Genomic DNA, 25,286 nt, shown 5'->3' on the forward strand with positions numbered 1-25,286 from the left:
CGGGCAGGGGCGGCGCACATTCCCAGCCTGAAGGAGTGCGTCCATGTCCATCTCGAAAAAAGCCCCCGCGCCGCGCGTCCTGTGGAAGGGCGCCATCAGCTTCGGCCTCGTCCACATCCCGGTTGCGCTGTACTCGGCCACCACCGACCACGGCATCGACTTCGACTGGCTCGACAAGCGCACCATGGACCCGGTCGGCTACAAGCGCATCAACAAGAAGACCGGCAAGGAGATCGCGCGCGAGCAGATCGTCAAGGGCATCGAGTACGAGGACGGCGAGTACGTGGTGCTCAGCGACAAGGAGATCGCGGCCGCCTATCCCAAGACCACGCAGACCATCGAGATCGAGACCTTCGTGCCGGCCAACGGCATTCCCTTCGTGTACCTGGAGCGGCCCTACTACGTGGCGCCGATCAACCGCGGCGCGAAGGTGTACGCGTTGCTGCGCGAAACCCTTCAGCGCAGCGGGCGTGTGGGCGTGGCCCGTGTCGTGATCCAGACCAAGCAGCACCTGGCGGTGCTGGTGCCCGTGGGCCCCGGCCTCGTGCTGAACCTGCTGCGCTGGGGCGCGGACATCCGGCCGTGGACCGACCTGCCGCTGCCTTCGGAAGACGCGAAGAAGGCCGGCCTGAGCGAGCGTGAGCTCAAGATGGCCACGCAGCTGGTCGACGACATGAGCGCCGACTGGGACCCCGACGAATTCAAGGACGAGTTCAAGGACGAGATCATGCGGCTGGTGGACAAGAAGGTGAAGGCCGGCCAGACCGAGACCGTCACGCAGCCCGAGCCCGAGGAAGAGCAGCGCACCGGCGAAGGCCGCGGCGCCAAGATCCTCGACCTGACCGAGCTGCTGCAGCGCAGCCTGCGCAAGGGTGGCGGCAAGCCCACCAAGGAAGAAGAGGAGGAAGAGGACGCAGAACCGGAACCGCCGCCCAAGGCCGCCGCGAAGAAGCGCAAGCCGGCCGCGAAAGCCGCGCGCAAGACCCCCGCCCGCCACCGCCGCGCCGCCTGAGTGAGGCCGGCCGCGATGGGCTCCACCGCATCGACCGCGCGCAAGGCCCTGGCGCGTTACCACGGCAAGCGCGATTTCTCGCGCACGCCGGAGCCCGAGGCCGGCGGCCGGCCGGGCAAGGGCGTGCTGTCCTTCGTGATCCAGAAGCACCACGCGAGCCATCTGCACTACGACTTCCGGCTCGAACTCGACGGCACGCTCAAGAGCTGGGCCGTGCCGAAGGGGCCGTGCCTCGATCCGTCCGTGAAGCGCATGGCCGTGCACGTCGAGGACCACCCGATCTCGTACGCGGATTTCGAGGGAACGATCCCGCCGAAGCAGTACGGCGCGGGCACCGTGATCGTCTGGGACCGCGGCGACTGGCTGCCCGAGGGCGACGCGCGCAAGTCGCTCGCCGCCGGCAAGCTCAAGTTCGAACTGCGCGGCGAGAAGCTGCACGGTCACTGGACGCTGGTGCGCATGCACGGCAAGGGCGACGACAAGCATGAGCCCTGGCTGCTCATCAAGGAACGCGACGGCGAGGCGCGGGCGATCGGTGAGTACGACGTGGTCGAAGAACAGCCGGCGAGCGTGATCACCGGGCGTGGCGTGGACGAGGTGGACCAGCCGCCGAAGAAAGTCGCCAGCAAGGCGCCCGCAAGAAAGCTTGCAGGAAGAACCGAGAAAAGGACCGCGAAATCCCCGCTGCCGGCCACTTTCCAGCCCCAGCTCGCCACGCTCGCGGCTTCGCCGCCTTCATCTCCCGGCGACTGGCTCTACGAGCTCAAGTTCGATGGCTACCGCCTGCTGGCGCGCATCGACCGCGGCAAGGTCCGCTGTTTCACCCGCAATGGCCACGACTGGACCGCGAAGCTGCCCGCGCTCGAGAAGGCGCTGGCGAAACTGCCCACGGCCGGCGCATGGCTCGACGGCGAGATCACCGTCGAAGGAGAGAACGGTGCGCCCGACTTCCAGGCGTTGCAGAACGCCTTCGATCGCGGCAAGACCTCATCCATCGTCTACTGGCTGTTCGACGCGCCCTTCCTCGATGGCGAAGACCTGCGCGACATGCCGGTCGAGGAACGCCGTGCCCGGCTCGCGCAGCTGCTCGGCCGAAAGCCGCCCGCGTCGCTGCGCCTGAGCGAGGCCTTCGACGCTTCGCCGCGCGACCTGCTCGCGTCGTCGGCGCACATCGGCTTCGAGGGCATCGTCGGCAAGCGCAAGGGATCGCCGTACGTGTCGCGCCGCTCGCCCGACTGGATCAAGCTCAAGAACCAGCAGCGGCAGGAGTTCGTGATCGGCGGCTTCACCGCGCCGAAGGGCTCGCGCACCGGCTTCGGCGCCTTGCTGCTGGGCGTGCACGACGAGGCTACCGGCCGGCTGCGCTACTGCGGCAACGTGGGCACGGGCTTCGATGCGGGCCGCCTCGCCGATGTCAAGGCCCGCCTCGACAGGCTGGCCACCGACCCCTGCCCCTTCGAGCCTGCGCCGCGCGGCGTCAGGGCGCAATGGGTCAAGCCCACGCTCGTGGCCGAAATCTCGTTCGGCGAATGGACGCGCGAAAACCGCGTGCGCCAGGCCGTGTTCCAGGGGCTGCGCGCCGACAAGCCCGCGCGCGACATCCGGCGCGAGCGGCCGCAGCGGATCAGGGAGATCGAGGCCGCACCAAAGCCGAAGAACCAGGAAGCAAAGACACCCATGATCCCGAAGATCACCCACGCCGACCGCGTGATCGACAAGCACAGCGGCATCACCAAGGGCGCACTCGCGGCCTACTACGACAGCGTGGCGAAACTCATGCTGCCGCACCTGCGCGGCCGGCCGGTGTCGCTGGTGCGCGCGCCCGAGGGCGTGGGCGGCGAGCTGTTCTTCCAGAAGCACCTGCAGAACAGCGAGATCCCCGGCGTGCGCCTGCTCGATCCCGCACTCGATCCGGGCCACGAGCCGCTGCTGCAGATCGACACGAAGCAGGGCCTGCTCGGCGCCGCGCAGATGAACGTCATCGAGCTGCACACCTGGAACGCCACCTCGCGTGCCATCGGCAAGCCCGATCGCATGACCTTCGACCTCGACCCCGGCGAGGGCGTCGCATGGCCGCAGATCCAGGAGGCCGCGATGCTGGTGCGCACGCTGCTCGACGAACTGGGCCTGCCGTGCTTCCTCAAGACCAGCGGCGGCAAGGGGCTGCACGTGGTGGTGCCGCTGCGGCGGCAGTACGACTGGGACACCGTCAAGGGCTTTTCACAGGCCGTGGTGGCGCACCTGGCCGAGACCATTCCGTCGCGCTTCGTGGCGAAGAGCGGCCCGCGCAACCGCGTGGGCAAGGTGTTCGTGGACTACCTGCGCAACGGCTTCGGCGCAACCACCGTCAGCGCATGGTCGGCGCGTTCGCGCCCCGGGCTGGGCGTGTCGGTGCCGCTTGCGTGGGACGAATTGCCGGCCTTGACCAGTGCCGCGCAGTGGACTGTCGCCAATGCGGCCGAACGCTTCGAGACCGGCAACAAGCCCTGGGCCGCCATGGAGCGCAGCCGAAAGGGGCTTGCCGCGGCGATGAAGCTGCTGGGCTACAGCAGCAAATAGGCATCCCTGCATTCCTCCCTCCCCTTCCGGGGGAGGGTCGGGGTGGGGGCACGACGGCTTGAAAAAAAAACGCTGCGCCTCATCGAAGGCCTGCCCCCATCCCAGCCTTCCCCCGGGAGGGGAAGGAGCAAAACCCGACGCTACTGAAGCACTTCCTCGGTCGTCACTTCAAAGCGCTCCAGCGTGTTCGCACCGAACACCATCGTGATCGGCACGTCCGCCGCGTCGCGCCCGCGCGCGATCACCACGCGGCCGATGCGCGGCGTGTTGTGGCGCGCGTCGAAGGTGTGCCAGCGGTTGCCCAGGTACACCTCGAACCATGCGCTGAAGTCCATCGGAGAAGGCACCGGCGGAATGCCGATGTCGCCGAGATAGCCCGTCACGTAGCGCGCCGGAATGTTCATGCAGCGGCACAGGGTGATTGCGAGGTGCGCGAAGTCGCGGCATACGCCCGTGCCTTCGCGAAAGCCTTCCGTGGCGGTGCGCGTGGCCCGCGCGTTCCCGTAGTCGAAGCGCAGGTGCCGGTGCACGAAGTCGCAGATCGCCTGCACGCGCGACCAGCCCGGCGCCACGTTCGAGAAGTTGGCCCAGGCGAACTCCAGCAATTCGCTGTCGACCTCGCAATAGCGGCTCGGCAGCACGAAGGGCAGCGTGTCCACCGGCAGGTCGGCCGCCATGTGCCCGACGGCGCCGAAGTCCACCGGGTCGGGCCAGCCGGTGTCGTACACCACCGCGCGGTTGCGCAGGCGCACGCTCTTCACTCCCGGGGGGACGTGCACGCGCGCGCAGTGGTTGCCGAATCCGTCCAGGTAATGGTCGGTGGCCAGTGGCGGGCTGAGCGTGATGTTCTCCTCCCCTTGCAGGTCCCGGGCGCGCGAGGGATGCACCTGGAGCATGTAGATCACGGCCGTGGGGGCGGTGACGCCGAGTTCGATGTCGAAACCGATTCTGATCAGCATGGTTCTTTTCTTCTTTCTTTCTTCCCTGTGTTGGACCCATGCTATGCGACGGCGCTCCCCGATCCCACGGCCAGGGCGCGCGAAGCTTCGTAGGCGGGCAGGAGGTGCTGTCGGCCCGCTCCTACCTCGTCCGCGTGCCTTCTCCCACAGCGGTGGAAGGGCGGCCACTACGGGGTCCGGGCGCCGCGAAACATAACCTTGCATTTCGCTTGCAGCCCCGGAGTGATCCATGGAGTTCTCATCGCTTTTCGACTCGTTCATCGGCACCTGGGGCGCTGAAATCCTGTTGTGGACCGTCGCCGCCGCGGCGGGCAGCATTTGCCTGATCGCCCTGGTCAACGTGCTCGACATGTTCCTCGACAACAACGAAACGGGCTGAACGCCCACCCCATGAAAGACTCCAGCAGATCCACGATGACGCCGCAGAACAAGGCTGCCGCAGGCCGCCGCGCCAGCGCCGCCAAGGCGGGCGGCGGCAGCAACGCCAAGCAGCTGCAGCTCGAAGGCTTCACCGTCGAGCATCCGACGACCCTGACCACCAACCAGGGTCTGCAGGTACCCGACAACCACAACTCGCTGAAAGCGGGCGTGCGCGGTCCGACGCTGCTGGAAGACTTCATCCTGCGCGAGAAGATCACGCACTTCGACCACGAGCGCATCCCGGAGCGCGCCGTGCACGCGCGCGGCTCGGCGGCGCACGGCTACTTCCAGGTCTACAAGTCGATGTCGCAGTTCACCTGCGCCGACTTCCTGCAGGACCCGGACGTGAAGACGCCCGTGTTCGTGCGCTTCTCGACCGTGGCCGGCTCGCGCGGCTCGGCCGACACGGTGCGCGACGTGCGCGGCTTCGCCGTCAAGTTCTACACGCGCGAGGGCAACTACGACCTCGTGGGCAACAACATCCCGGTGTTCTTCATCCAGGACGCGATCAAGTTCCCCGACCTCATCCACGCCGTGAAGCCCGAGCCGCACCACGAGATGCCGCAGGCCGCGAGTGCGCACGACACCTTCTGGGACTTCGCCTCGCTGATGCCCGAGAGCACCCACATGCTGATGTGGGCCATGAGCGACCGCGCCATTCCGCGCAGCCTGCGCATGATGGAAGGCTTCGGCGTGCACACCTTCCGCTTCGTCAACAGCCGCGGCGAGAGCCACTTCGTGAAGTTCCACTGGAAGCCCAAGCTCGGCATTCATGGCCTCGCGTGGGACGAGGCGCAGAAGATCGCCGGCAAGGACCCGGACTTCCATCGGCGCGACCTGTGGGAAGCCATCGAGAACGGCGACTTCCCCGAGTGGGAGCTCGGCGTGCAGATGATCGCGCAGGACAAGGAGCACTCGCTGGGCTTCGACCTGCTCGACCCCACCAAGCTGATTCCAGAAGAAATGGTGCCGGTGCAGAAGATCGGCAGGCTGGTGCTCAACCGCAACCCCGACAACTTCTTCGCCGAGACCGAGCAGGTGGCCTTCCATCCGGGCCACGTGGTGCCCGGCATCGACTTCAGCAACGACCCGCTGCTGCAGGGCCGCCTCTTCTCGTACACCGACACGCAGATCTCGCGCCTGGGCGGCGCCAACTTCCACGAGCTGCCCATCAACAAGGGCGTGTGCCCGTTCCACAACTTCCAGCGCGACGGCATGCACAGGCAGACCATCGCCCGCGGCCAGGTGGCCTACGAGCCCAACACGCTGGGCAGCGGCACGGAGTTCCGCGTGGACGGCGGCAGCCACGGCTTCCAGTCGTTTCCGGAAGAGACCGAGTCGCCCAAGATGCGCCGCCGCAGCCCCTCGTTCGACGACCACTTCACGCAGGCGCGCCTGTTCTTCAACAGCCAGAGCGCGGCCGAGAAGGAGCACATCATCGCGGCCTTCCGCTTCGAGCTGTCGAAGCTCGACGTGCCGGCCATCCGCCAGCGCATGGTCGACAACCTTGCGCACGTGGACGAGAAGCTGGCACGCCGCGTGGCCGAGCCGCTGGGCATCGGCGAGCCCGATGCCAGGGCGGCGGCGGGGCGCGCGGGCTTTCGCGACCACCGCATATCGCTGCCCATCGACGAGTCGCCGGCGCTGCGCATGGTCGATACGGGCGACGGCTCCATCCGCACGCGCAGGGTCGCGGTCCTCGTGGCCGATGGTGTCGATTCGGCTTCGCTGAAGCCGATCCGCGATGCGCTCGAGCAGGCCGGTGCGCAATGCAAGACAGTGGGCCCGAAGCTGGGCACCGTCGCCAGCGCATCGAAGCGCCAGATCGACGTCGACATGACCTTCGCCAACACGCCCTCGGTGATGTTCGACGCCGTGCTCGTGCCGGCCGGCAGCGAGAGCGCCGCCGCGATGTCGGGCATCGGCGATGCGGTGCACTTCGTGCTCGAGGCCTACAAGCACTGCAAGGCGATCTGCACGGTGGGCGAGGGCGTGCGGCTGCTGTCCACGCTCGGTATCGCCGCGGACACGCCGCCCGCCGATGTGCCGGCGGGCGTGGTGGTGGCGGCCACGCCGGTCACCAACCTGGGCGACACGACGGCGGCGATGCAGGTGGCGAACGATTTCATCGCGGCCATCGCCAAGCACCGGCACTGGGACCGTGCGAATGTAGACGCGGTGCCCGCGTAGTCCATTTGCGCTAGACCGTATTGCGAATAGGCGCGGCAGGAGGCCGCTCCTAGACTTTCCCCCCGAGGCCTGAACGGCGCGCACTCTCGCGACGTCGATGGTCCGCTGACCGCGGGCTCACAGGGCTGCGCACGGGGGTCCAATGGCTTGGTTTTCGAGATGGGGATGGCAGCGCCCGGCACGTTGTCGTGCAGCTGTCGCGAGTGCTCTCGGTCTTGCAGGCATTCTTTTCCTGGGCTTCGGCCCTCCGGCATCGGCACAGCAGCAGCAACGTCCAGCAGCGCCGGCGGTGTCGTCGAATGCCGAAGCCGCAGCCAGCAAGATGGAGCAGGCCCGCCTGGACGACACCGACACCTTGCTGGCATTGACCAGCGAGGGCGCGGTGCTCTACGGGCAGGACGCGGTCAAGCTCTCGGGTTACCAATACTGCAGCCAGGCCGTCGCACTGGCGGAGGCCGGCGAGTTCCGCCAGAGCGTGCGCGCCGCGAGCAAGGCGCTGCACCTGGCCAACGCCACCAACGATCCGAACCTGATGGCCATGGCCAACCGCGACCTGGCCATCGTCTACAGCTACTCGGGCCAGCTCGAGAAGGCCGAGGAGTTCGCACGCGAAGCGCTCAAGCACCCGGCGCGCGATCCCAAGCTGGTGGTCGGCCCGGTGCAGAAAGTGATCGGCGACGTGCGCACGCGCCGCGGCGATTTCTCCGGCGCGGTGCTCAGCTACGACGAGGCATTGGCCAACAGCTCGCCGCGCTATGCACCGCTGGTGCAGGCCTCGCTGGTCAATGCGCTGATCGAATCGGGCGACCCGGCGCGGGCACGCGAAGTGCTTGGTGCCATGGCGCCGCCGAAGGACGCACCGCTCACCGCGCAGCTCGACCGCACCCGCGCGCGGCTGCTGCTGGCCGAGAACAAGCCCGCCGAGGCGCGCGACATGTACCGCGCACTCACCGCGCGGCAGGTCGGCGCCGACACCGAGTACTACCGCCTCTGGGCCTGGGACGGCGTGGCGCGCAGCGAACTCGCGCTGGGCCAGAAGCAGGCCGCGGCCGAAGCCGTGGGCCGCGCGCTCGGCGACGTCGACAAGGTGCGTGCCAAATTCCGCAGCGAGGAATTCAAGATGGGCCTGTTCTCGGACCTGCAATCGGTGTTCGAGCGCGGCGTGGCCATCTACAGCGACGCGGGCGATGCGCGCCAGGCCTTCGAGGTGAGCGAGCACAGCCGCTCGCGCGCATTGCTCGACGCGGTGCGCGGCCGGGCCAAGATCAACGAGCAGGCCGCCAACACCGTCGATCTCGCCGCGCTGCAGCGCATGCTGGCACCCGACGAGCGCGTGGTGCAGTTCCACTCGCTGCCCGACCGCCTCGTGGTGTGGGTCGTGAGTTCCGGCGACATCGCCGAGAAGACGGTGGCCGTGAAGCGCGACGACCTCAACGAGCTGGTCGAGACCTTCCGCAATTCCATCGTGCGCGGCCGCCGCGCCGCCATCACCAACGCAGACAAGCTGGGCGCCGCGCTGCTCGGGCCGCTCGGTCTCGCGCCGGGGCAGCGGCTGATCGTGGTGCCGCACGGGCCTTTGCACTACCTGCCGTTCCAGGCGCTGCGGCTGGATGGCCGTTACGTCATCGAGAAGCATCCGGTGGCCGTGGCGCCGTCGATCAGCATCGCCGTGCAGCTCGCGCAGCGCACGCCGCGCGTGAACGCGTCGCTTACCGCCTTCGGCAATCCGCGCATCGAGGACAAGTACGACCTGCCCGGCGCCGAGACCGAGGTGAAGCAGCTCGCGCAGCTGTTCCCGCGCAACACCGTGTACATGGGCGCGGCCGCCACCAAGACGCAGTTTCGCGACGTGGCCACGCGCTCGCCGCTGATGCATGTGGCGGCGCATGCCGAGGCCGACGCGGTCGATCCGCTGTACTCGCGCATCCTGTTGGCCAACGAAGGCGGCAAGCAGAATTTTCTGGAAGCGCACGAGATCCTCGGGCTGCCGATGGACGGCACCGCGCTGGTCACACTGTCGGCCTGCGAGTCGGGCCTCGGGCGCATCGCACAAGGCGACGAGGTGCTGGGCTTCACGCGCTCGTTCCTCTCGGCCGGCAGCTCCAGCCTGATCGCCTCGCTGTGGCCGGTGTCGGACGACGCGACCGCGGTGCTCATGAGCACGCTCTACGGCGAGCTGGCCAAGGGGCGCGACATCCAGAAGGCCATGCAGGCCGGACAACTCGCGGTGTTGAAGGACCCCAAGATGTCCCATCCCTTCTTCTGGGCGCCGTTCAACCTGATCGGCAACTGGCGTCTTACGGTGGGGGGATGAGATGACGTGCCTTGTTTTTGAAGAGCGCTGTTTGGGGGGCGATCACGCCGACGGTGGACATTCGCGGAGGGGAGTACCCGGTGGCCTGTGCACGCACCCCGAACAGCCAGCAACGCAACGCGCAACGGAGCACTGACATATGCGCGCCAGTCAACGCCCCACCCCGATTGCCTTCGCAGTCACAGCCTTGGTCAGTGCAACCTTGCTGGTCGCAGCCGAGCGTACGCACGCGTCCGATACCAACACTTTGCTGTCGACCCAGGACCCCTGCGGCACCTGCGATCGCCCGCTCGCGCAAGCCCCCACCGGTGCCGTCGCACCGCAGAGCCTGCCCGCGCCGCCGCGCCCCGCCGGCTCGACGTTCAGGCTCAACGACTTGCGGCTCAACGGCGTGAAAGCGCTGAGCAACGAAGAACTGCAATCCATCACCGCCCCCTACATCGGCCGCGACGTCACGCTCGGCGATCTCGAAGAACTCGCGAAGGCCATCACCGCACGCTACAAGGAGCGCGGCTACTTCCTGGCGCAGGCCGTGGTGCCGGTGCAGACCGTGCGCGACGGCATCGTCGAGATCAGTGTGATCGAAGGCCGCCTCGGCAAGGTCGACGTGGTGGTCGCGCCCGATGCGCCGACCAGCGAATCGCGCGTGCGCGGCTTCCTCGCGCCACTGCAGCCCGGCGAGGCCGTGAGCGCGCCGGCTTATGAGCGCGCCATGCTGCTGCTGTCCGACCAGCCCGGCGTCAAGGTGTCCTCGGGCCTGCAGGAAGGCTCGCAGCCCGGCACCACCGATCTTTCGGTCGAAGTGGCGGCCGCGCCGCGCTGGGCCTTCACCGCTGAAGCCGACAACCACGGCACGAAGGAGTCGGGCCGCTACCGCATCGGCGGCACGGCGCGCTGGCTCAGCCCCTTCGGCATCGGCGACAACCTCGACATGCGCCTGATGGTGTCCGACAGCAATGCGCTGCAGTTCGGCCGCATCGCCTACGAGGCGCCCATCGGCACCAGCGGGCTGCGCGCGGGGGTCGGGCTGTCGCGCGTCAACTACGAGCTGGGCGGCGAGTTCTCCGAGCTCGGCGCACAGGGCCGCGCCGACGTGTTCGACCTTTCGCTCAGCTACCCGCTCATCCGCCAACGCCAGCAAAACCTGTTCCTGCGCCTGGGCGCCGACATCAAGGACCTGACCGACGAGATCGGCGTGGCCGACGTGCGCGTGAAGAAGCGCGTGCGCGGCCTGGGCCTCGGCTGGACCTGGGAGCGGCGCGACGAGGTGCTGGGCGGCGGCTACTGGGCCAGCTCGGGCACGCTGTACCACGGCCGGCTGTCCATCGACGACCCGGCGACGCGGGAGGCCGACCAGGCCCTGGGCGGACGGCGCACCGAAGGCGGTTTCTCCAAGCTGAGCTTCCAGCTGTCCCGCCTGCAGGCCATCGTTCCCAGGCATTCGCTGTACCTGTCCGTCGGCGGCCAGTGGGCCAGCAGGAACCTCGATCCGTCGGAGAAGCTCGCGCTCGGCGGCGCACGCGCCGTGCGGGCCTATCCGTCGGGCGAGGTGCTGGTCGACCAGGGCGTGATCGGCACCGTCGAGTGGCGCTGGTCCTTCAACGAAGAGCTCACGCCCTTCCTGTTCTACGACGCCGCGCACGGCAAGCTCTCGCGCAGCCCCACGCCCTTCGACGGCAGCAACAGCCGCAGCGTGCGCGGCTACGGCGTCGGCGTGAGCTGGTCGCGGCCCGGCAACTTCTCGATCAACGCGACGCTGGCCTGGCGCGATGGCACGGCACCGGCGCAGACCGACGGCGGCGGGCGCAATCCGCGGCTGTACGTCCAGCTTCAAAAGGCGTTCTGACCATGACGCATCGCACGCCCCCCTCGTTCCGGCTGCCGCTGCGGCCGCTGGCGCTCTCGCTGATTTGCGCAGGGGCGCTCCCCGCCATTGCCCAGACGCTGCCCACCGGCTTCCAGCCCATTGCCGGCAACGTCACGATGTCGCAGCTCGCGAACGTGATGACCATCAACCAGGGCCTTGCGCGCGGCATCGTCAACTGGACCGGCTTCTCCATCGGCGCGGGCGGCGTGGTGAACATCACCCAGCCGGGTGCGTCGAGCGTGCTGCTCAACCGCGTGACGGGCAACGAGCTTTCCACCATCGCGGGCCAGCTCAACGCCAACGGGCGCATCGTGCTGGTCAACCCCAACGGCGTGCTGTTCAGCCAGGGCGCGACGGTGAACGTGGGCGGCCTCATCGCTTCCACGCTGGCCATGACGACCAGCGACGCGGACTTCCTCAACGAAAACACCAGGCGGTTCACGTTCGAGCGCGCAGACGACAACGTCGCGACGGTGATCAATGCCGGGCGCATCACCGCGACCGGCGGCGGCCCCGTGGTGCTGATGGGCGCGACGGTGGCCAACACCCGCGTGGGCGACGACGCCAACAGCGGCCGCATCGCCGCCGACGGCGGCACCGTCGCGCTGGCGTCGGGCCGCAAGGTCACGCTTGACCTCGCGGGTGACGGGCTGACCAACATCGTCATTTCGACGGACACCATGGCCACCCATGCGAGCGTCGGCAACACCGGCACGCTGCAGGCCGACGGCGGCCGCGTGGCGGTCATGGGGCGGTCGGCCACCGTGGGCGAACTGGTCGTCAACCAGCGCGGCACGGTGCGCGCGCGCACGGTGGGCACGCGCAACGGCGAGATCTTCCTGGGCGGCGGCCAGGACAACGAGGTCCAGGTGACCGGTGGCACGCTCGACGCCACGGGCACTGCGGCCGGCGAGCGCGGTGGCGACATCCGCATCACCGCCGGAAAGGTCACCCTGCAGGGGACGGGTGACGGCATCAAGACGGTGGCTGATGCCAGCGGCCAAGCGGGCGGTGGCTCGGTCATGGTGCAGGGCTACGACGTGGCGCTGTCGGCCGGCTCGGTGCTGAGTGCCGATGCCAGGAGCGCCGGCGCGGGCGGCACGGTCAGTGTGGGCACGGCCAGCGGCACGGCCTTTCCGGGCGATGCGGAAAACGCCCTGCCGTTGCGCGAATCGCACCTGCAGGCCTTCGGTGAACTCACTGCACGCGGCGCCGGCAGCGGCGCGGGCGGCAACATTGCGACCTCGGGCGATTTCGTGCGCATCGACCCCTCACGCGTGGACGCCGGCGGCGGCGCACAGGGCGGCGCCAACGGCCGCTGGACGCTGTCGACCGGCGCCGACCTGGGTGTGGACCAGACCCTGCCGGCCTACGACGGCGGCTACCCGCAGCTGTCTTCCAGCAATGTGAGCGCCAGCGCCGTGGGCGCCGCGCTGGGCCGGGGAACCGACGTCACACTGGCCAGCACACGCACCGGCGACAACGCGGGCGTGACCTTCGGCAACGGCGCGCAGGTCGTGAAGAACGAAGGCGGCACCGCCACGCTGCGAGTCGACTCGGGCGGCGGCATCGCCATGGCCAGCGGTTCGGCCATCGACGCGCGCATCGGCGCGCTCAACGTCGACTTCAACGCCGACGCCAGCGGCGTGGTGGCCAAGAACGCCACGCAGGTGAACGCCGGCGGCGGCAACCCGAGCTACGAGCTCGACTACGGCGCCTCGATCGGCCTGACCGACGCCACCATCAACGCCAACGGCGGCAACATCCGCTTCTTCGGCCAGGGCGATGCCGTCAATGGGCGCGCCGTCGGCGGCTCGGTGTCGAACAGCGACGACGCCTGGCGCGACGGCATCGCGCTGAACGGCAGCACGCTGGCCACCACCGGCAGCGGGCAGGTTTCGCTGCGCGGCCAGGGCCGCACCCGTGTCGACACGCAGGACAGCAGCACCAACTTCGTCTACCGGGCCACCGACGGCGTCACGCTGCAGGGCAGCGAGGTGCAGGCCGGCAGCGGCGGCGTCACCATCGACGGACTGGCCGCGCTCGGCGGCGGCGGCGTGCGGATCGGCGATGGCTCCGGTCTGGAGACACCGGGCAACGTGTCGGTCACGGGCCGCGGCGCGACCTGGACCGACAACACGTTGCCGGCCGGCTCGATCGGCACCACAACGGCTGTGGACATCGACAGCTCGTTCATCAACGCAGGCGGCGACGTGCGCATCGAAGGCACGGGCGCGAACCTCGAGGCGCTGAACAAGTACCTCGGCTTCGCGGCCAATGGCCGCACGGCGGGCGGCGGCAACGGCGTGGCGCTGTCGGGCGGCGTGACGGCGGGCGACGGCCGGCGCATCGACGTGGTGGGCAAGGCAGGCAGCGCGGGCTTCACCGCCGCGCTGGACGGCGGCGGCGGCATCGTTACCACGCCCACCGGCGAGTCGATCTATGGCGTGGCGGTGAGCGCCGACGCGTCGCAGCCCAACCCGCTGCGCACGGCGGGTGGCACGATCGCCATCGACGGGCTGGGCACCGACGTTGCCCTGCGCATGAACACCTTCGGCTCGGGCCTGAGCGTGCCCCAGGGCGCGATGCTGTCCGTGGCCAGCAGCGGCGGCCGGGGCGGCAGCATCTCGATCAGCGGGGGCAACGTGCTCGTCGATGGCTCGCAGAACTTCGACGGCACGCCGCTGGTCGCGCGCCTGGACGCCAGCGGCGCCACGGGCGGCGGCAGCATCGACATCGCGGCCACCAACGTCATCGCGCTCGGCACAAACACCGCCCTGGACGCCAGCGGCACCTCGGCATCGGGCAACGGCGGCAGCGTGAAGGTGGTGGCGGGCGACACGCTGCGTGCGCACGGCAGCCTGTCGGCGCGCGGCGGTGCGGGCACGGGCAACGGCGGCCTGGTGGAAACCTCCGCGCCGCACTTCGACCTGTCGGGTGTGCAGGTGGATGCCTCGACGACGGGCGGCACCGCGGGTACGTGGCTGATCGACCCGTTCGACGTCACCATCAACCATGGCGCGGCCGCGGGCACGCTGCCCACCAACCCCTTCGACCCGCTGGCCACGTCGGTGGTGCTGGACGGCGACATCAACAATGTGCTGAACGGCAACACCAGCGTGATCATCACCACCGGCACGGGCGGCCCGCCCGGCGCCGGCACCATCACGTTGGGCACCGGCGTGCTGATCGACCGCAACACCGGCGCCACGCCCGTCACCTTCCGGCTCGACGCGGCCGCGAACATCAACAGCTTCGATGCGGCGACGGTGATCCGGTCCGACCGCTCGGTGGCCGGCGTGGGCGCGCTCAACGTGGAGTTCAACGCGGGGCTGGGCGTCAACGGCGGCAGCATCTTCTTCACCGGCGCCATCAACACCAACGGCGGCAACGTCTCGATGACCGCCAACGGCCTGAACAGCGGCTCCGTCATCTCGCTGAACAACGCGACCATCGACACGCGCACCGCGCAGCTCGACGCGGGAACCGGGGGCGCGGTGTCCATCGACGGGCGCTCGACCGCGACCGGATCTTCCTTCTCGGGGCCGGTGGTGAGCATCAGCAATTCCAGCATCAACACGGCCACGGGCAACGTGTCGATCGCGGGGCGCGGGCTGGTCGACACCGGCGTGGCGATCAGCGGCACGACGGCGACCCAGGGCGTGTTCACCACCGGCGGGCGCATCGGCATCGTGGGCGTGGGCAGCGCGGGCTTCTCCAGCTTCACACCGCTGGCGGGCTATGGCGTGCTCATCAACGGGGCCACGGTGCGCAGCGTGGACGGCGACATCCAGGTCGACGGGCTGGTGCGCACCGGCGGCAACACCGCGCTGGGCAGCGGCGTGCGCATCGGTGCCGGCAGTCTCGTGACCTCGCTGGGCAACGGCAACATCACGGTGACGGGCGAATCGCAGGCCGACGGTGCCGGCGTCACCATTGCGCCCGTACCGCCGCTGAGCACCTTCGCACAGCCCGGAGGGCGCATCGACGGCAACAACAACGTGGTGCTGCGCGCCGCCAACGACGGCTCGACCGACGCGCTGGTGATCGGCGGCACGGTGCGAGCGGCCAATGTGCTGAACCTGCGTCCTGGCGGCGTGGACACGGCGGGCAACGCCGGCGACCGCACGGGCAACCCGATCACGCTGGGCGGCACCGCGGCCACCGGCTTCGCGGTGTCGGCCGACGAGTTCACGCGCCTGAGCGCGGGCACCATCGTGGCGGGCAGCAACGCGCACGCGGCGGGCATCACCGTGGTGGCGCCGCTCGCCGTGTCGTCGCCGCTGACCCTGCAGAACGGCGGTGGCGGCAACATCCAGCTCGATGGTGCGGTGAGCACGCCGCAGCTCGGCCTGGTGAGCGCGGGCGACATCCGGCAGGCGGCGGGCGCGGCCATCACCGCGGGCACGTTGCTCGCGCGTTCCAGCGGCGGCAGCGTGGTGCTCGACGACTCGGGCAACCACGTGGGCACGGTCGGCGGCGGCGCGGCGGGGCGCTTCGCCTACGTCGATGCCGATGCGCTCACGCTCGGCGCGGTGTCGGTCACCGGCTTCGATGCGGCGGGCAACCTGCCGCAGACACTGTCGGCGACCTCGATGGCGGCCGACACCGTGTTCGTGCGCACGCTGGCCGGCGACCTCACGCTCGGCGCTCCAGTGACCAGCGCCGGCGGCACCGACCTCGTGGCGGCCGCGCGCTTCCAGAACCCGGGCGGCAACGGCATCGGCGGCGCCAGCTGGCGCGTGTGGGCCGACACCTGGGTGGGCGAAACCCGCGGCGGCCTGGCGGGTTCGGCACCGCTGCCGAACTTCTATCACTGCGCCTACCTGGGCCTGTGCACCGTGACCGTGCCGGCCACGGGCAACCACTTCATCTACGCGCAGCAGCCGCTGGCCACCGTGACCATCGGCAATGCGCAGCGCGCCGGCGGCCTGCCCAACCCGCCGTTCGTCTACAGCATCTCCGGGCTGATCCTGGGCGACACCGGCGCGGGCATCTTCGGCGTGCCGGGTTCGCCGGCCACGCGCTCCAGCCCGCCGGGCTTCTATCCCATCAACGGCAGCTTCACCTCGGCCGAGGGCTACGCGGTGCGCGTGGTGCCGGGGCAGCTGCAGGTCAGCGGCTTCGTGTCGCTGCCCAGCGTGGACGTGGTGCGCGACCAGCCCACCACCTGGCTGTACGACCGCAACATCGGGCAGGCGCCGATCTGCCTGGCGACCGGGCCGCTCGACGGCGACCGCGCGCAGCAGGGCGCGGACGTGCTGGCGCGCGAATGGTCCCGCGTGCGCTCTCGGCCCAACCTGCTGAACTGCGTGGACACCGAGAAGCGCAACGGCTGCGCGGACTTCTGAACGAAGCCGCTCAGACGCCGCGTGCGCGGCGGTTGGACATCACGACGTTGTCCTTCGGGATCGCCTGGCCTTCCTGCATCGCGGCGATCCATGCCGCGGTCGTGGCCACGGCCGCGAAGTTGCTGTGGAACACCACGCTGAAGACGCGATGGATCTCCTCGGCCGTGACCTTGCCCGCGGCGTTCTCGTACGGCAGCGCGCCGCTGGCGTCGGACAGGAACTCCACGTTCAGGCCGCGGTGCATGGCCTCGTACACGGTGGAGGCATCGCAGTTCTGCGTCATGTAGCCGGCCACGCTCAGCGTGTCGATCTCGTGGCGCGCGAGCCAGTCGGCGAAGTCGGTGCCGGTGAACACGCTCGGGAAGCTCTTGGTGACGAGGTGGTCGCGCGGCCGCTTCGCGATCTCGGGGTGCAGCTGGCCGTTGTGGGTGTCGGCCTGGAACACCGGCGCGCCCTTGGGGGCATGGTGGCGCACCACGACGACGGGTGTGCCAGCGGCGCGTGCCGCGTCCATGGCCTTCGTCACGTTCGGCAGCGTGTCTTCGATGGGCGGGTACTCGATCGGCAGGCCGCCGCCTTCGAAGTATTCGTTCTGCACGTCGACCACGACGAGGGCGCGGCGCGGGGCGGTGTTGCTGCTCATGAAAGGCTCCTTCTCTTGTGTGGTTCGGATGGCCTGATTCTTCGCGGTTGCGCAGTCCGGAGAAAGTGGCCCGAAAGCCATTCATCGATAAGATCGGGCCATGCCAGCGCCAGCCACCGAAACCATCGCCGTCGTCGCCTTCGACGGCATCAGCCCCTTTCACCTGTCCGTGCCGTGCATGGTGTTCGGCGAAGACCGCACCGAGAGCGGCGCACCGCGCTTCCGCCTGCGGGTGTGCGCACCGGAGCCCGGCCCGCTGAAGACCAACGCGGGCTTCACGCTCGGGGTGCAGCACGGGCTGGAGGCCATCCGCCGCGCGCAGATCGTGGTGGTGCCTTCATGGCGCGACGACGGCAGCGCGGCGCCGCCCGCGTTGATCCGCGCGCTGCAGGCTGCGCACCGGCGCGGCGCCACCGTGGTCGGCCTGTGCCTGGGGGCCTTCGTGCTGGCCGAAGCGGGCTTGCTCGACGGCCGGCCCGCCACCACGCACTGGAAGCTGGCTGCGGCCTTCGCGAAGCAGTACCCGCAGGTGCGGCTGCAGCCCGAGGTGCTGTACGTGGACGACGGCAGCGTGCTCACCTCCGCCGGCACGGCCGCGGGCATCGACTGCTGCCTGCACCTGCTGCGCGTGCGCTACGGCGCCGAGACGGCCAATCGCGCCGCGCGGCGCATGGTGGTCGCGCCGCACCGGCAGGGCGGGCAGGCGCAGTACATCGAGCAGCCCGTGCCCGCCGCGGCCGAGCGCGATCGCCTTGCGCCACTGCTGGAGTGGCTGGGCAAGCACCTCGATACGTCGCATGAGCTGGACGACCTCGCGCGGCGCGCGCTCATGAGCCGACGCAATTTCACGCGGCGCTTTCGCGAATCCACCGGCACGACCGTGGGCCGGTGGGTGCAGAACCAGCGCCTCGCGCTGGCGCAGCGGCTGCTGGAGACCACGGACCATCCGGTCGAGCGCGTGGCGACCGGCGCCGGCTTTGGTTCGGCGGTGTCGCTGCGCAAGCATTTCACCACCGCGTTCAAGGTGTCGCCGACGGCGTATCGCCGGCAGTTCTCGCGGGCCGAGACGACGGCCTGAGCCCTCGCTGCTTGCTGCTCAGCGCTTTAGTCGGCCGCCGGCGGCAGGGCCGCGCGCGCGGCCAGCCGCAGGTAGCGCGCCTGCGTGCCTTCGGCCAGCGCGCCGCGCTGCTCCAGCAGCAGCACGCAGCGCAGCGCCAGGTCGAAGGAGCGGAAGCACCAGTGCGCCAGCATGGCCAGGTGCTTGAGCTGTGCGTCGCTCATGGCGTCGGGCCGGGTGATGTCGCGCACGTAGACCAGGTCGGCTTCGAGCAGCTGGCGCAGCGGCTGGCACGGATCACCGTTGACCACGCACGGCGCCAACGGCCAGTGCTTGAGTTCGGCCAGGCAATGCGGCAGGAAGCCCTGGCGACGCAGCTCGAGGTCGATCTCGCCGATCGATGCCTGCCCCTGGTAGATCGGCACGAACGACACCTCGGTCTGCACCGCGACGGCCTGCGCCAGCCGGACCGCGCCTGCGCGCAGCACCGCCAGCTCGCTGCCTTGCGCGTCGATCTTCAGGAAGTCGAGGTGCTCGACTTCTTCCATGTCGTCAAGCCGGCGCGTCTGAACCGCAACGCGCGCCACCACCTGGGCCATCGGCCGCAGCAGGTCGAACAACGCGAGCGCGGCCGGGTCGGGTTCGAGCAGGCTGGTCATGCCGGGAGCGGCGCACACGTGGAGCGTGTGTGTCCGGCCGTCGCCCACGGCCCACGGGAAGTAGCGCTCCAGCGTGCCCCGCCGCCGCCGCAATGCGCGCAGCGCGTCGGGCTGCGGCTCGAAGCCGGTCACGCGGCACTGGCCGGCCGCCAGCATCGCGCGGTAGGGCGGCTCGCCGTCGATCGGGTTCGCACCGACGTCGACCACCTCGGTGGGGCGATCGAGTGCAAGCAGCCTGGCCAGTGCTTCGTCGTTCATGCCGGTGGACCGCCGCGCGCCGCCAACGCCTGCCCGAAATGGCCCGTGTAGGTGCGAAGGCCCTGGTGCGACAGGTTCGAGCGCGCATCGATCCAGACCTTGCCGCCGATCGACTGCCAGCGGCGGCAGAAAGCGAAGTCCTCGGCCAGGTAGGCGCCGTTGCCGGGCTCGGCGAGCACGTCGAAAAAGCGGTAGTGAAACGCGGCGCGCGCGCGGTCGGCCGGGTCGGCGTGGCGGTCGGGCGCATAGCGCAGTTGGGGAAAGGCGGTGGCCATGCGCTCGAACACGCTGCGCGCGATCAGCATGAAGCCGGTGGGCGCGTCGAGCATCTCGGCGAAGCCGTCCGCATCGATAGCCAGCCGGGGCCCCGCGGCATTCGCCGCGAAGCGGGCATGTCGCGCCTCGAAGTCCTGCCGCGTGCTGCCGGCCGGCAACGGCGCGTCGAGCCCGGCCTCGGGCCAGCCGTCGGTCTTGTGCGGATAGATGCCGGCCACCACGTCGCGGCCCGCCAGCAGCAGCCGCAGGGCCGCCTCGGGCTCGAAGCCGATGTCGGCGTCGATCCAGAACAGGTGCGTCCAGCGCGCATCGGCCATGAACTCGGCCACCAGCCGGTTGCGTGCACGCGTGATGAGGCTGTCGCCGTCGAGAAAGCGCGTCTGCATCGCGAAGCCGTGCGTCCAGGCCAGATTGACCAGGCCGAGCAGGCTGCGCACGTAGTTGCTGCTCATGGTGCCCGCGTGGCTGGGCGTCGCGACGAAGGGACGGATGTCTTTCAGGGCGGCGAGTTCGAGCATCGGCAGGTTTCCTTGAAGGAAGTCAGTTCGCGTGCACGTGCCGCCGCGTGGTCAGCAGCGCGCGCAGCTTGGCCGGCGCAACCGGCTTGGTCAGCAGCATCACGCCGCCCTGGCGCAGCCGCTGCAGCACATCGGGCCCGGTGGCGCCCGACACCAGCACCGCGAGCGCATCGGGCTGCAGGCGCTTGGCGGCGTCGATCACGTCCACGCCGTCGCCATCGCCGGCCAGCTGCAGGTCGCACAGCACGGCGTCGTAGCGGATGTCGCCGGTACCCAGCCGCGCGATGGCCTCGGCGCCGGTGTTCACGCATTCGACCTCGCAGCCCCATTGCGCCAGCAGGGCGCGGCTGCCGTCGAGGATGGCGGGGTCGTCGTCCACCACCAGGCAGCGCAGGCCGGCCAGGGGCGCGGGGGCCTGCTGTGGCGCGTCGGGCGGCGTCACGTCGGCCAGCCGTGCCGCGGGCAGCGTGAAGGCGAAGGTGCTGCCCGCCTGCAGCGCGGAGCGCACGGTGATGCGCGTGCCCAGCAGCGCAGCGATGCGCGCGCAGATGGCCAGCCCCAGCCCGAAGCCGCGGCGCCGGTCGCGCTCGGTGTTGGCCACCTGGTAGAACTCCTCGAAGATGCGGCCCTGGTGGATCGGCGCGATGCCCACGCCGTTGTCGCGCACCTCGATGCGCACGCCGGCCGTGCTGCGCCGCGCGGCCACCAGCACCGTGCCGCCCTCGGGCGCATGGCGCAGCGCGTTGGCCACGAGGTTGCCGACGATGCGCTGCAGCATCGCCGCATCGGTGCGCACGGCCAGGCCGCGGCCGCTCCAGCGCAGACGTACGCGCGCCTGCGCGGCGATGGCGGCATGCTGCGCATCGAGCTGGTCGAACAGCGCGGACAGCGCCACGTTGGTGATCGCCGGGGTCAGCACCTGCGCATCGAGCCGCGAGATCTCGAGCAGGTCGTCGAGCAGCACGCCCATGAACTCCGTGCTCTCCTGCAGCCGCAGCACGGCCGGGCGCTGCGCGGGCGAGGCGCCGGGCAGCAGGCCGTCGATGAACAGGCCCATGGCATGCAGCGGCTGGCGCAGGTCGTGGCTCGCGGCCGCGAGGAAGCGCGCGCGCGACAGCGCAGCCTGCTCGGCTTCGGCCATGCGCTGCAGCGCGACGGCGGTGGCCTCGCGCACGCGCTCCTCGCTGAGCTGGCGGTTGCTCTGCAGGCGCTCGGCGAGGCGATCGATGTCGTGCGCGAGCACCGCGAGTTCGTGCGTGTCGCGCGTGCTGTCCTCGACCACGTCGCAGCGCGCCTCGAAGTGCCCCGACTCCAGCGCGGCGACCGTGCGCGACACGCGCCGCAATGGCCGCGTCACCGTGCGCGCCATGTGCCGCACCGAGGCCCACGCCGCCACCAGCGCGACGAGCGCGATGCCGATGCCCGCGAACAGCGAGCGGCTGCGCTCGCGCGTGTAGGCGGCGGTGTCGCGGAAGGTCTGCACCAGGCCGATGGGCGTGTCGCCCGCCGCGGTGGAGCCGGCGGGCGCGAAGGCGCTGGCGCGCGAGGCTTCGCGCAGCGTGACCGGTGCGGTGAACATGCGCAGCTGCGCCAGCGGCGGCGTCTTGGGGCCGGCCGTGACGTAGACGCCCGCGCTGTTGCTGATTTCCACGCGCGTCACCTGGCCGCCGCGCAGCGCGGCATTGGCCACGTTCTGCAGCGCCGGCAGGTCGCCGGCATAGAGGCTCAGGTCGGACATGGCCGCCACCTGCCGCGCCACGGCCTGGCCTTCGGCATCGAAGGCATCTTCGAGGGTGTGCAGTCGGTTGTGCGTGAACCAGCCGGTGAGCGCCAGCGCCACCGCCGCGCACGGCACCACGCCAAGGCGGAACAGGTCGTGCTGCAGGTTGCCGCGCACGGTCAGCGTGTGGGGAGACTGGAGCGGCGGCGGTGTTGAGGACGACACCGGCGTCCCCCGGGGTGCTACCGGACTGTGGGAAGGCGGTGCGGTGCTCATCGGGGGGGCGCGAGGCGGTCGGCCAGTTCCCGTTCCTCCGGCAGTCGCAGGCCGAGTCCGCGCGCCACGGTGGCGTTGACGCGCACGGTGGCGGGCGTTGCCGCTTCCACCAGCGGTACGCTGTTGCTGCTGCCGCCCGCACCGGCACCCACGCTCGCACCCGCCACCTTCTGGCCGAGCAGCCGCGCCTGTTGTGCGAGCTGCGACGGCGTCGAGACCGCCGCCGCCAGGCCACCCGAGCGCACCAGCCCTTCGCTGGCGCCGAACACCGGCAGGCCCGCGCCCGCCCCGGCACGAAGCACCGAGAGCGTGGCCGCCTGGTTGTCGCCGATCAGGTCGGGCAGCACCATCAGCGCGTCGCTCTGCGGCACCACGAGGCGCAGTGCGGCGGCGAGCGACCTGGCGTCGGGTGCGTATTCCACGCGCAGCTCCCAGGCCGGGTTCGCGCCCTGTGCCGCGCGCTGCAGCTCGCGCACCAGCGGCTCCGATTCGGGCGTGGCGACCACGCCCACGCGGTGCTTCTGCGGCAGCACCGCATTGATCAGCGCGAGCTGGTCGGCCATGGCCGGGTCGCGCAGCAGCACGCCCACGCGCCGGTCGCCGCGCCGCAGGGCGGGGCTGGCGGCCTTCAGGGTTTCGTACTCGAGCCGGCTCAGCATCGCCAGCACCAGCGGCTCGTGGCCCGGCCGCTCGACGGCGGCGCGCGCGGCGGCGGGGCCGACAGCCATGGTGAGCGGAGCATCGGAGGCGGTGCGCAGGCTGCGCGTGCGCACGCCGGAGTTCGCCGTGCGCTCGGCGTCCGCAGCTTCCGTCGACGCTTGCGGATCGGCGCCGCCCGGCGCGAGTCGCACCAGCTCGAACCTGCCGCCCGGCTCCTGGTCCGCGCGCAGCCGCTGCACGAATTCGGAAGACGCCGCGACGTCGTCGCCCATCAGCACCGTGAGGCTCGCCGCCGTGGCGCTGCTGCCAGCGCCCCAGGCCAAGCCCGCGGCCAGCGCGGCACCGGCCGCGCGGCGCAACCTTCCGTAGAGGGGCGAGAAGAAGGACTTCACGGCAACAAACATGGACTGCTTTCGCAGCGAGGGAGCGATGGTCCAATGTAAGGACGCCCCCCGCTTCGCGCGATAAGGCAGAGGGCTTATGTCAGCGCTGGCAGGCGCCTGCCAGTGTGACGAAACTCACACCATTGCAGCCGCTCGGCCTATGTCCGACGGACTACCTATGCACCTACCATTTGCGCGGCGGCCGCGCGCTGCGCTTGAATGGCCTGGCGCAGCACGCGCGGCGACACCGGCTTGTAGAGCACCGCGATGCCTGCACTCGCCACTTCGCGCAACCGGTCAGGCTTGGTCTCGCCGGTAACGAGCAGGCGCGCGGTACCGGCGCCGATGCCGCGCGGATGGCGCTCGAGCGCGCCGATCACGTCGAGCCCGTTGTCGCCACCCTGCAGCAGCAGGTCGCTGATCACCATGTCGGGCGGCTGCGCCCAGGTGTCGGCGAGTGCCAGCGCCTCGGCGCGGGTCTGCGCGGGCAGCACCTCGGCGCCCCAGTTGGAGAGCACCACCGTCAGGCCTTCGAGGATGGTGCGCTCGTCGTCGATCACGAGGATGCGCACGTTGGCCAGGCTCTCTTCCTCCTCGATGGCGGCAGCGGCGGGCGACACCGCCGGTGCCGGCAGCGCGGGCGGCGCCGAACGCACCAGCACCCGCACGCAGGTGCCCTTGTGCAGCTTCGAGCTCAGTTCGACGCGGGTGTTGAGCAGCTCGGCCAGCCGCTGCACCGTGGCCAGGCCCAGCCCCATGCCGCGCGCGCCGCGCGCCGCCTGGCGGCCGGTGGGCTCCACCTGGTAAAACTCCTCGAACACCCGGGCCTGGTGATGCGTGGCAATGCCCACGCCGGTGTCGACCACGTCGATGCGCACGCCACGGCCGCGCCGACGCGCGCCGATCAGCACGCCGCCCTCGATGGTGTGGCGCAGCGAGTTCGACACCAGGTTGTTCAGGATGCGCGAGAGCATCACGTAGTCGCAGCGCACCCACAGGTCGGTCTTGCGCGCCACCAGCCGCAGGCCCTGCTGCTCGGCCACTGGACGGAAGTTGCGGCTGATTTCCTCGAACAGCCGGTCGAGCGGGAAGTCGATCCACTGCGGCTGCAGCACGCCCGCGTCGAGCTGCGACAGGTTCAGCAGCTCGGAGAACAGCCGGTCCAGCGAATCGACGCACTCGCGGATGTGGCCGATGCGCTGCAGCTTCACCGGGTCGGTCTCGCCGTTGGCCAGGCCGTCGGAAAACAGCGTGAGCGCGTGCAGCGGCTGGCGCAGGTCGTGGCTGGCGGCGGCCAGCAGGCGGGTCTTGGCCTGGCTCGCCACCTCGAGCTGCTGGTTCTTGCGCGCCAGCTCGGCCGTGGCCTCGTTGATGCGGCTTTGCAGCAGCCGGTGGCTTTCGGCGAGCGCGCGCGCGGCCTGGTTGAAGCCCTGCTGTAGGTGGCGCACCTCGGACGTGCCCTCGACGGCCACGCTCGCGTCCTCGCCCGCGCCGAGGCGATCGACCGCCTCGCCGAGCGCACGGATCGGCTCGCTGATGCGGCGCGCCGCCCACCAGCCCGCCAGGGCCACGCCGACCAGGCTGATCGCCAGCACCAGCCCCACGTTGAACCAGACCGAGCGCCGTGCGCTCTGCACCGCGGCCAGGCTCATCTCGACCATCACCTGGCCGGTGTGCCGGCCGTCGTCGCCCACGATGGGCACCACCACCTGCAGGCCGTCGCCGCGGACGCGGTCGACGGTTTCGGAATTGGCCACGATCTCGCCGTCCTCCGTCCAGATCTGCACCTGCTGCACGTTGGGCTGGTAGGTGCCCGACTGGGCGGTGCGCGCCAGCGCGCGGCGGTCCATGCGTGCCAGCGGCGCCTGCGCCACCGTGGCCACCTGCAGGGCCACCGTCTGCGCATTGGCGCGCATCAGCTCGGTGAGATTGCCCAGGTGCTGCCGCGTCAGCACGGTGATTGCCGCGAGCGTGGCCAGCGTTGCCGGCACCAGCGCCAGCAGGATCAGCTGCTGGGCGAAGGTCAGGCGGGCCAGGCCGCGCAGGACGCGGAAGTTCCAGTTCATGAGGGCATTGCAAGCATGGGCGCCGAGCTTAGAGGGGCAACCCGGAACTGGGAAGGCAGGAAAAACATCACGAACTTTGCATGTATTTGATATTTAAT

The 25,286-nt window shown here is 70.2% G+C and carries 15 protein-coding genes; 8 read left to right on the top strand and 7 right to left on the bottom strand.

The window, feature by feature from the left end; genetic code table 11:
* Nucleotides 1-43: 43 nt before the first annotated feature.
* Nucleotides 44-1,012 carry a non-homologous end joining protein Ku gene (gene ku / locus PMI12_RS05365; protein WP_007829928.1) on the top strand — a complete coding sequence of 323 codons (969 nt, stop codon included), beginning with the start codon at nt 44-46 and terminating at the stop codon, nt 1,010-1,012.
* A 15-nt stretch (nt 1,013-1,027) separates the two neighbouring features.
* Nucleotides 1,028-3,571, top strand: a complete 2,544-nt coding sequence (ligD, locus tag PMI12_RS05370; RefSeq protein WP_007829929.1) for a DNA ligase D — start codon at nt 1,028-1,030, stop codon at nt 3,569-3,571.
* Between the two features lie 140 nt (nt 3,572-3,711).
* Here the strand turns inward: ligD and PMI12_RS05375 are convergent, their stop codons facing one another.
* On the bottom strand, nt 3,712-4,530 hold the full coding sequence (locus PMI12_RS05375; protein ID WP_007829931.1) for a transglutaminase-like domain-containing protein: 819 nt from the start codon (nt 4,528-4,530) through the stop codon (nt 3,712-3,714).
* 229 nt (nt 4,531-4,759) lie between these two features.
* On the opposite strand from PMI12_RS05375, the gene PMI12_RS29180 reads away from it, so the two are divergent.
* The 5 genes from PMI12_RS29180 to PMI12_RS05395 all read left to right on the top strand — a co-directional run bounded on the left by PMI12_RS29180 (nt 4,760) and on the right by PMI12_RS05395 (nt 16,672).
* The gene (locus PMI12_RS29180; protein WP_007829937.1) at nt 4,760-4,909 is read left to right on the top strand and encodes a hypothetical protein; all 150 of its coding nucleotides are present in this window, start codon (nt 4,760-4,762) and stop codon (nt 4,907-4,909) included.
* Between the two features lie 35 nt (nt 4,910-4,944).
* Nucleotides 4,945-7,140, top strand: coding sequence for a catalase (locus tag PMI12_RS05380; RefSeq protein WP_007829939.1), 2,196 nt, complete (start codon nt 4,945-4,947; stop codon nt 7,138-7,140).
* A 289-nt stretch (nt 7,141-7,429) separates the two neighbouring features.
* On the top strand, nt 7,430-9,454 hold the full coding sequence (locus PMI12_RS05385) for a CHAT domain-containing protein (RefSeq protein ID WP_007829941.1): 2,025 nt from the start codon (nt 7,430-7,432) through the stop codon (nt 9,452-9,454).
* A 187-nt stretch (nt 9,455-9,641) separates the two neighbouring features.
* Nucleotides 9,642-11,300, top strand: a complete 1,659-nt coding sequence (locus PMI12_RS05390; RefSeq protein WP_237726047.1) for a ShlB/FhaC/HecB family hemolysin secretion/activation protein — start codon at nt 9,642-9,644, stop codon at nt 11,298-11,300.
* Nucleotides 11,301-11,302: 2 nt separating this feature from the next.
* Nucleotides 11,303-16,672 carry a two-partner secretion domain-containing protein gene (locus PMI12_RS05395; protein ID WP_007829943.1) on the top strand — a complete coding sequence of 1,790 codons (5,370 nt, stop codon included), beginning with the start codon at nt 11,303-11,305 and terminating at the stop codon, nt 16,670-16,672.
* A gap of 10 nt (nt 16,673-16,682) precedes the next feature.
* On the opposite strand, the gene PMI12_RS05400 is transcribed toward PMI12_RS05395, so the two are convergent.
* A complete protein-coding gene (locus PMI12_RS05400; protein ID WP_007829946.1) occupies nt 16,683-17,315 on the bottom strand; it encodes a cysteine hydrolase family protein in 633 nt (210 codons plus the stop codon).
* 100 nt (nt 17,316-17,415) lie between these two features.
* Between PMI12_RS05400 and PMI12_RS05405 the strand changes: the two genes are divergently transcribed.
* Entirely contained in the window at nt 17,416-18,393 is a 978-nt protein-coding gene (locus PMI12_RS05405; protein ID WP_007829948.1) for a GlxA family transcriptional regulator, read from the top strand.
* Between the two features lie 26 nt (nt 18,394-18,419).
* On the opposite strand, the gene PMI12_RS05410 is transcribed toward PMI12_RS05405, so the two are convergent.
* The 5 genes from PMI12_RS05410 to PMI12_RS05430 form a co-directional block, all read right to left on the bottom strand.
* A complete protein-coding gene (locus tag PMI12_RS05410) occupies nt 18,420-19,289 on the bottom strand; it encodes an FkbM family methyltransferase (RefSeq protein ID WP_007829950.1) in 870 nt (289 codons plus the stop codon).
* Complete coding sequence (locus PMI12_RS05415; RefSeq protein ID WP_007829952.1) at nt 19,286-20,083, bottom strand: hypothetical protein; 798 nt, start codon at nt 20,081-20,083, stop codon at nt 19,286-19,288. The genes PMI12_RS05410 and PMI12_RS05415 overlap by 4 nt, the downstream gene beginning before the upstream one ends.
* A 22-nt stretch (nt 20,084-20,105) precedes the next feature.
* Nucleotides 20,106-22,028, bottom strand: a complete 1,923-nt coding sequence (locus PMI12_RS05420) for a hybrid sensor histidine kinase/response regulator (protein WP_007829954.1) — start codon at nt 22,026-22,028, stop codon at nt 20,106-20,108.
* A 47-nt stretch (nt 22,029-22,075) separates the two neighbouring features.
* Nucleotides 22,076-23,143: an ABC transporter substrate binding protein gene (locus PMI12_RS05425; RefSeq protein ID WP_007829955.1), complete on the bottom strand. Its 1,068-nt coding sequence runs from the start codon at nt 23,141-23,143 to the stop codon at nt 22,076-22,078.
* A 155-nt stretch (nt 23,144-23,298) separates the two neighbouring features.
* Nucleotides 23,299-25,188, bottom strand: coding sequence for an ATP-binding response regulator (locus tag PMI12_RS05430; protein ID WP_007829956.1), 1,890 nt, complete (start codon nt 25,186-25,188; stop codon nt 23,299-23,301).
* Nucleotides 25,189-25,286: the final 98 nt, after the last annotated feature.

The sequence above is a fragment of the Variovorax sp. CF313 genome (genome assembly GCF_000282635.1).
Lineage (GTDB): Bacteria > Pseudomonadota > Gammaproteobacteria > Burkholderiales > Burkholderiaceae_C > Variovorax.

Bases quoted from the DNA above. Each gene is read 5' to 3' on its own strand.
- ku (WP_007829928.1), top strand. From the start codon at position 44: ATGTCCATCTCGAAAAAAGCCCCCGCGCCGCGCGTCCTGTGGAAGGGC.
- ligD (WP_007829929.1), top strand. From the start codon at position 1,028: ATGGGCTCCACCGCATCGACCGCGCGCAAGGCCCTGGCGCGTTACCAC.
- PMI12_RS05375 (WP_007829931.1), bottom strand. From the start codon at position 4,530: ATGCTGATCAGAATCGGTTTCGACATCGAACTCGGCGTCACCGCCCCC.
- PMI12_RS29180 (WP_007829937.1), top strand. From the start codon at position 4,760: ATGGAGTTCTCATCGCTTTTCGACTCGTTCATCGGCACCTGGGGCGCT.
- PMI12_RS05380 (WP_007829939.1), top strand. From the start codon at position 4,945: ATGACGCCGCAGAACAAGGCTGCCGCAGGCCGCCGCGCCAGCGCCGCC.
- PMI12_RS05395 (WP_007829943.1), top strand. From the start codon at position 11,303: ATGACGCATCGCACGCCCCCCTCGTTCCGGCTGCCGCTGCGGCCGCTG.
- PMI12_RS05400 (WP_007829946.1), bottom strand. From the start codon at position 17,315: ATGAGCAGCAACACCGCCCCGCGCCGCGCCCTCGTCGTGGTCGACGTG.
- PMI12_RS05405 (WP_007829948.1), top strand. From the start codon at position 17,416: ATGCCAGCGCCAGCCACCGAAACCATCGCCGTCGTCGCCTTCGACGGC.
- PMI12_RS05410 (WP_007829950.1), bottom strand. From the start codon at position 19,289: ATGAACGACGAAGCACTGGCCAGGCTGCTTGCACTCGATCGCCCCACC.
- PMI12_RS05415 (WP_007829952.1), bottom strand. From the start codon at position 20,083: ATGCTCGAACTCGCCGCCCTGAAAGACATCCGTCCCTTCGTCGCGACG.
- PMI12_RS05425 (WP_007829955.1), bottom strand. From the start codon at position 23,143: ATGTTTGTTGCCGTGAAGTCCTTCTTCTCGCCCCTCTACGGAAGGTTG.
- PMI12_RS05430 (WP_007829956.1), bottom strand. From the start codon at position 25,188: ATGAACTGGAACTTCCGCGTCCTGCGCGGCCTGGCCCGCCTGACCTTC.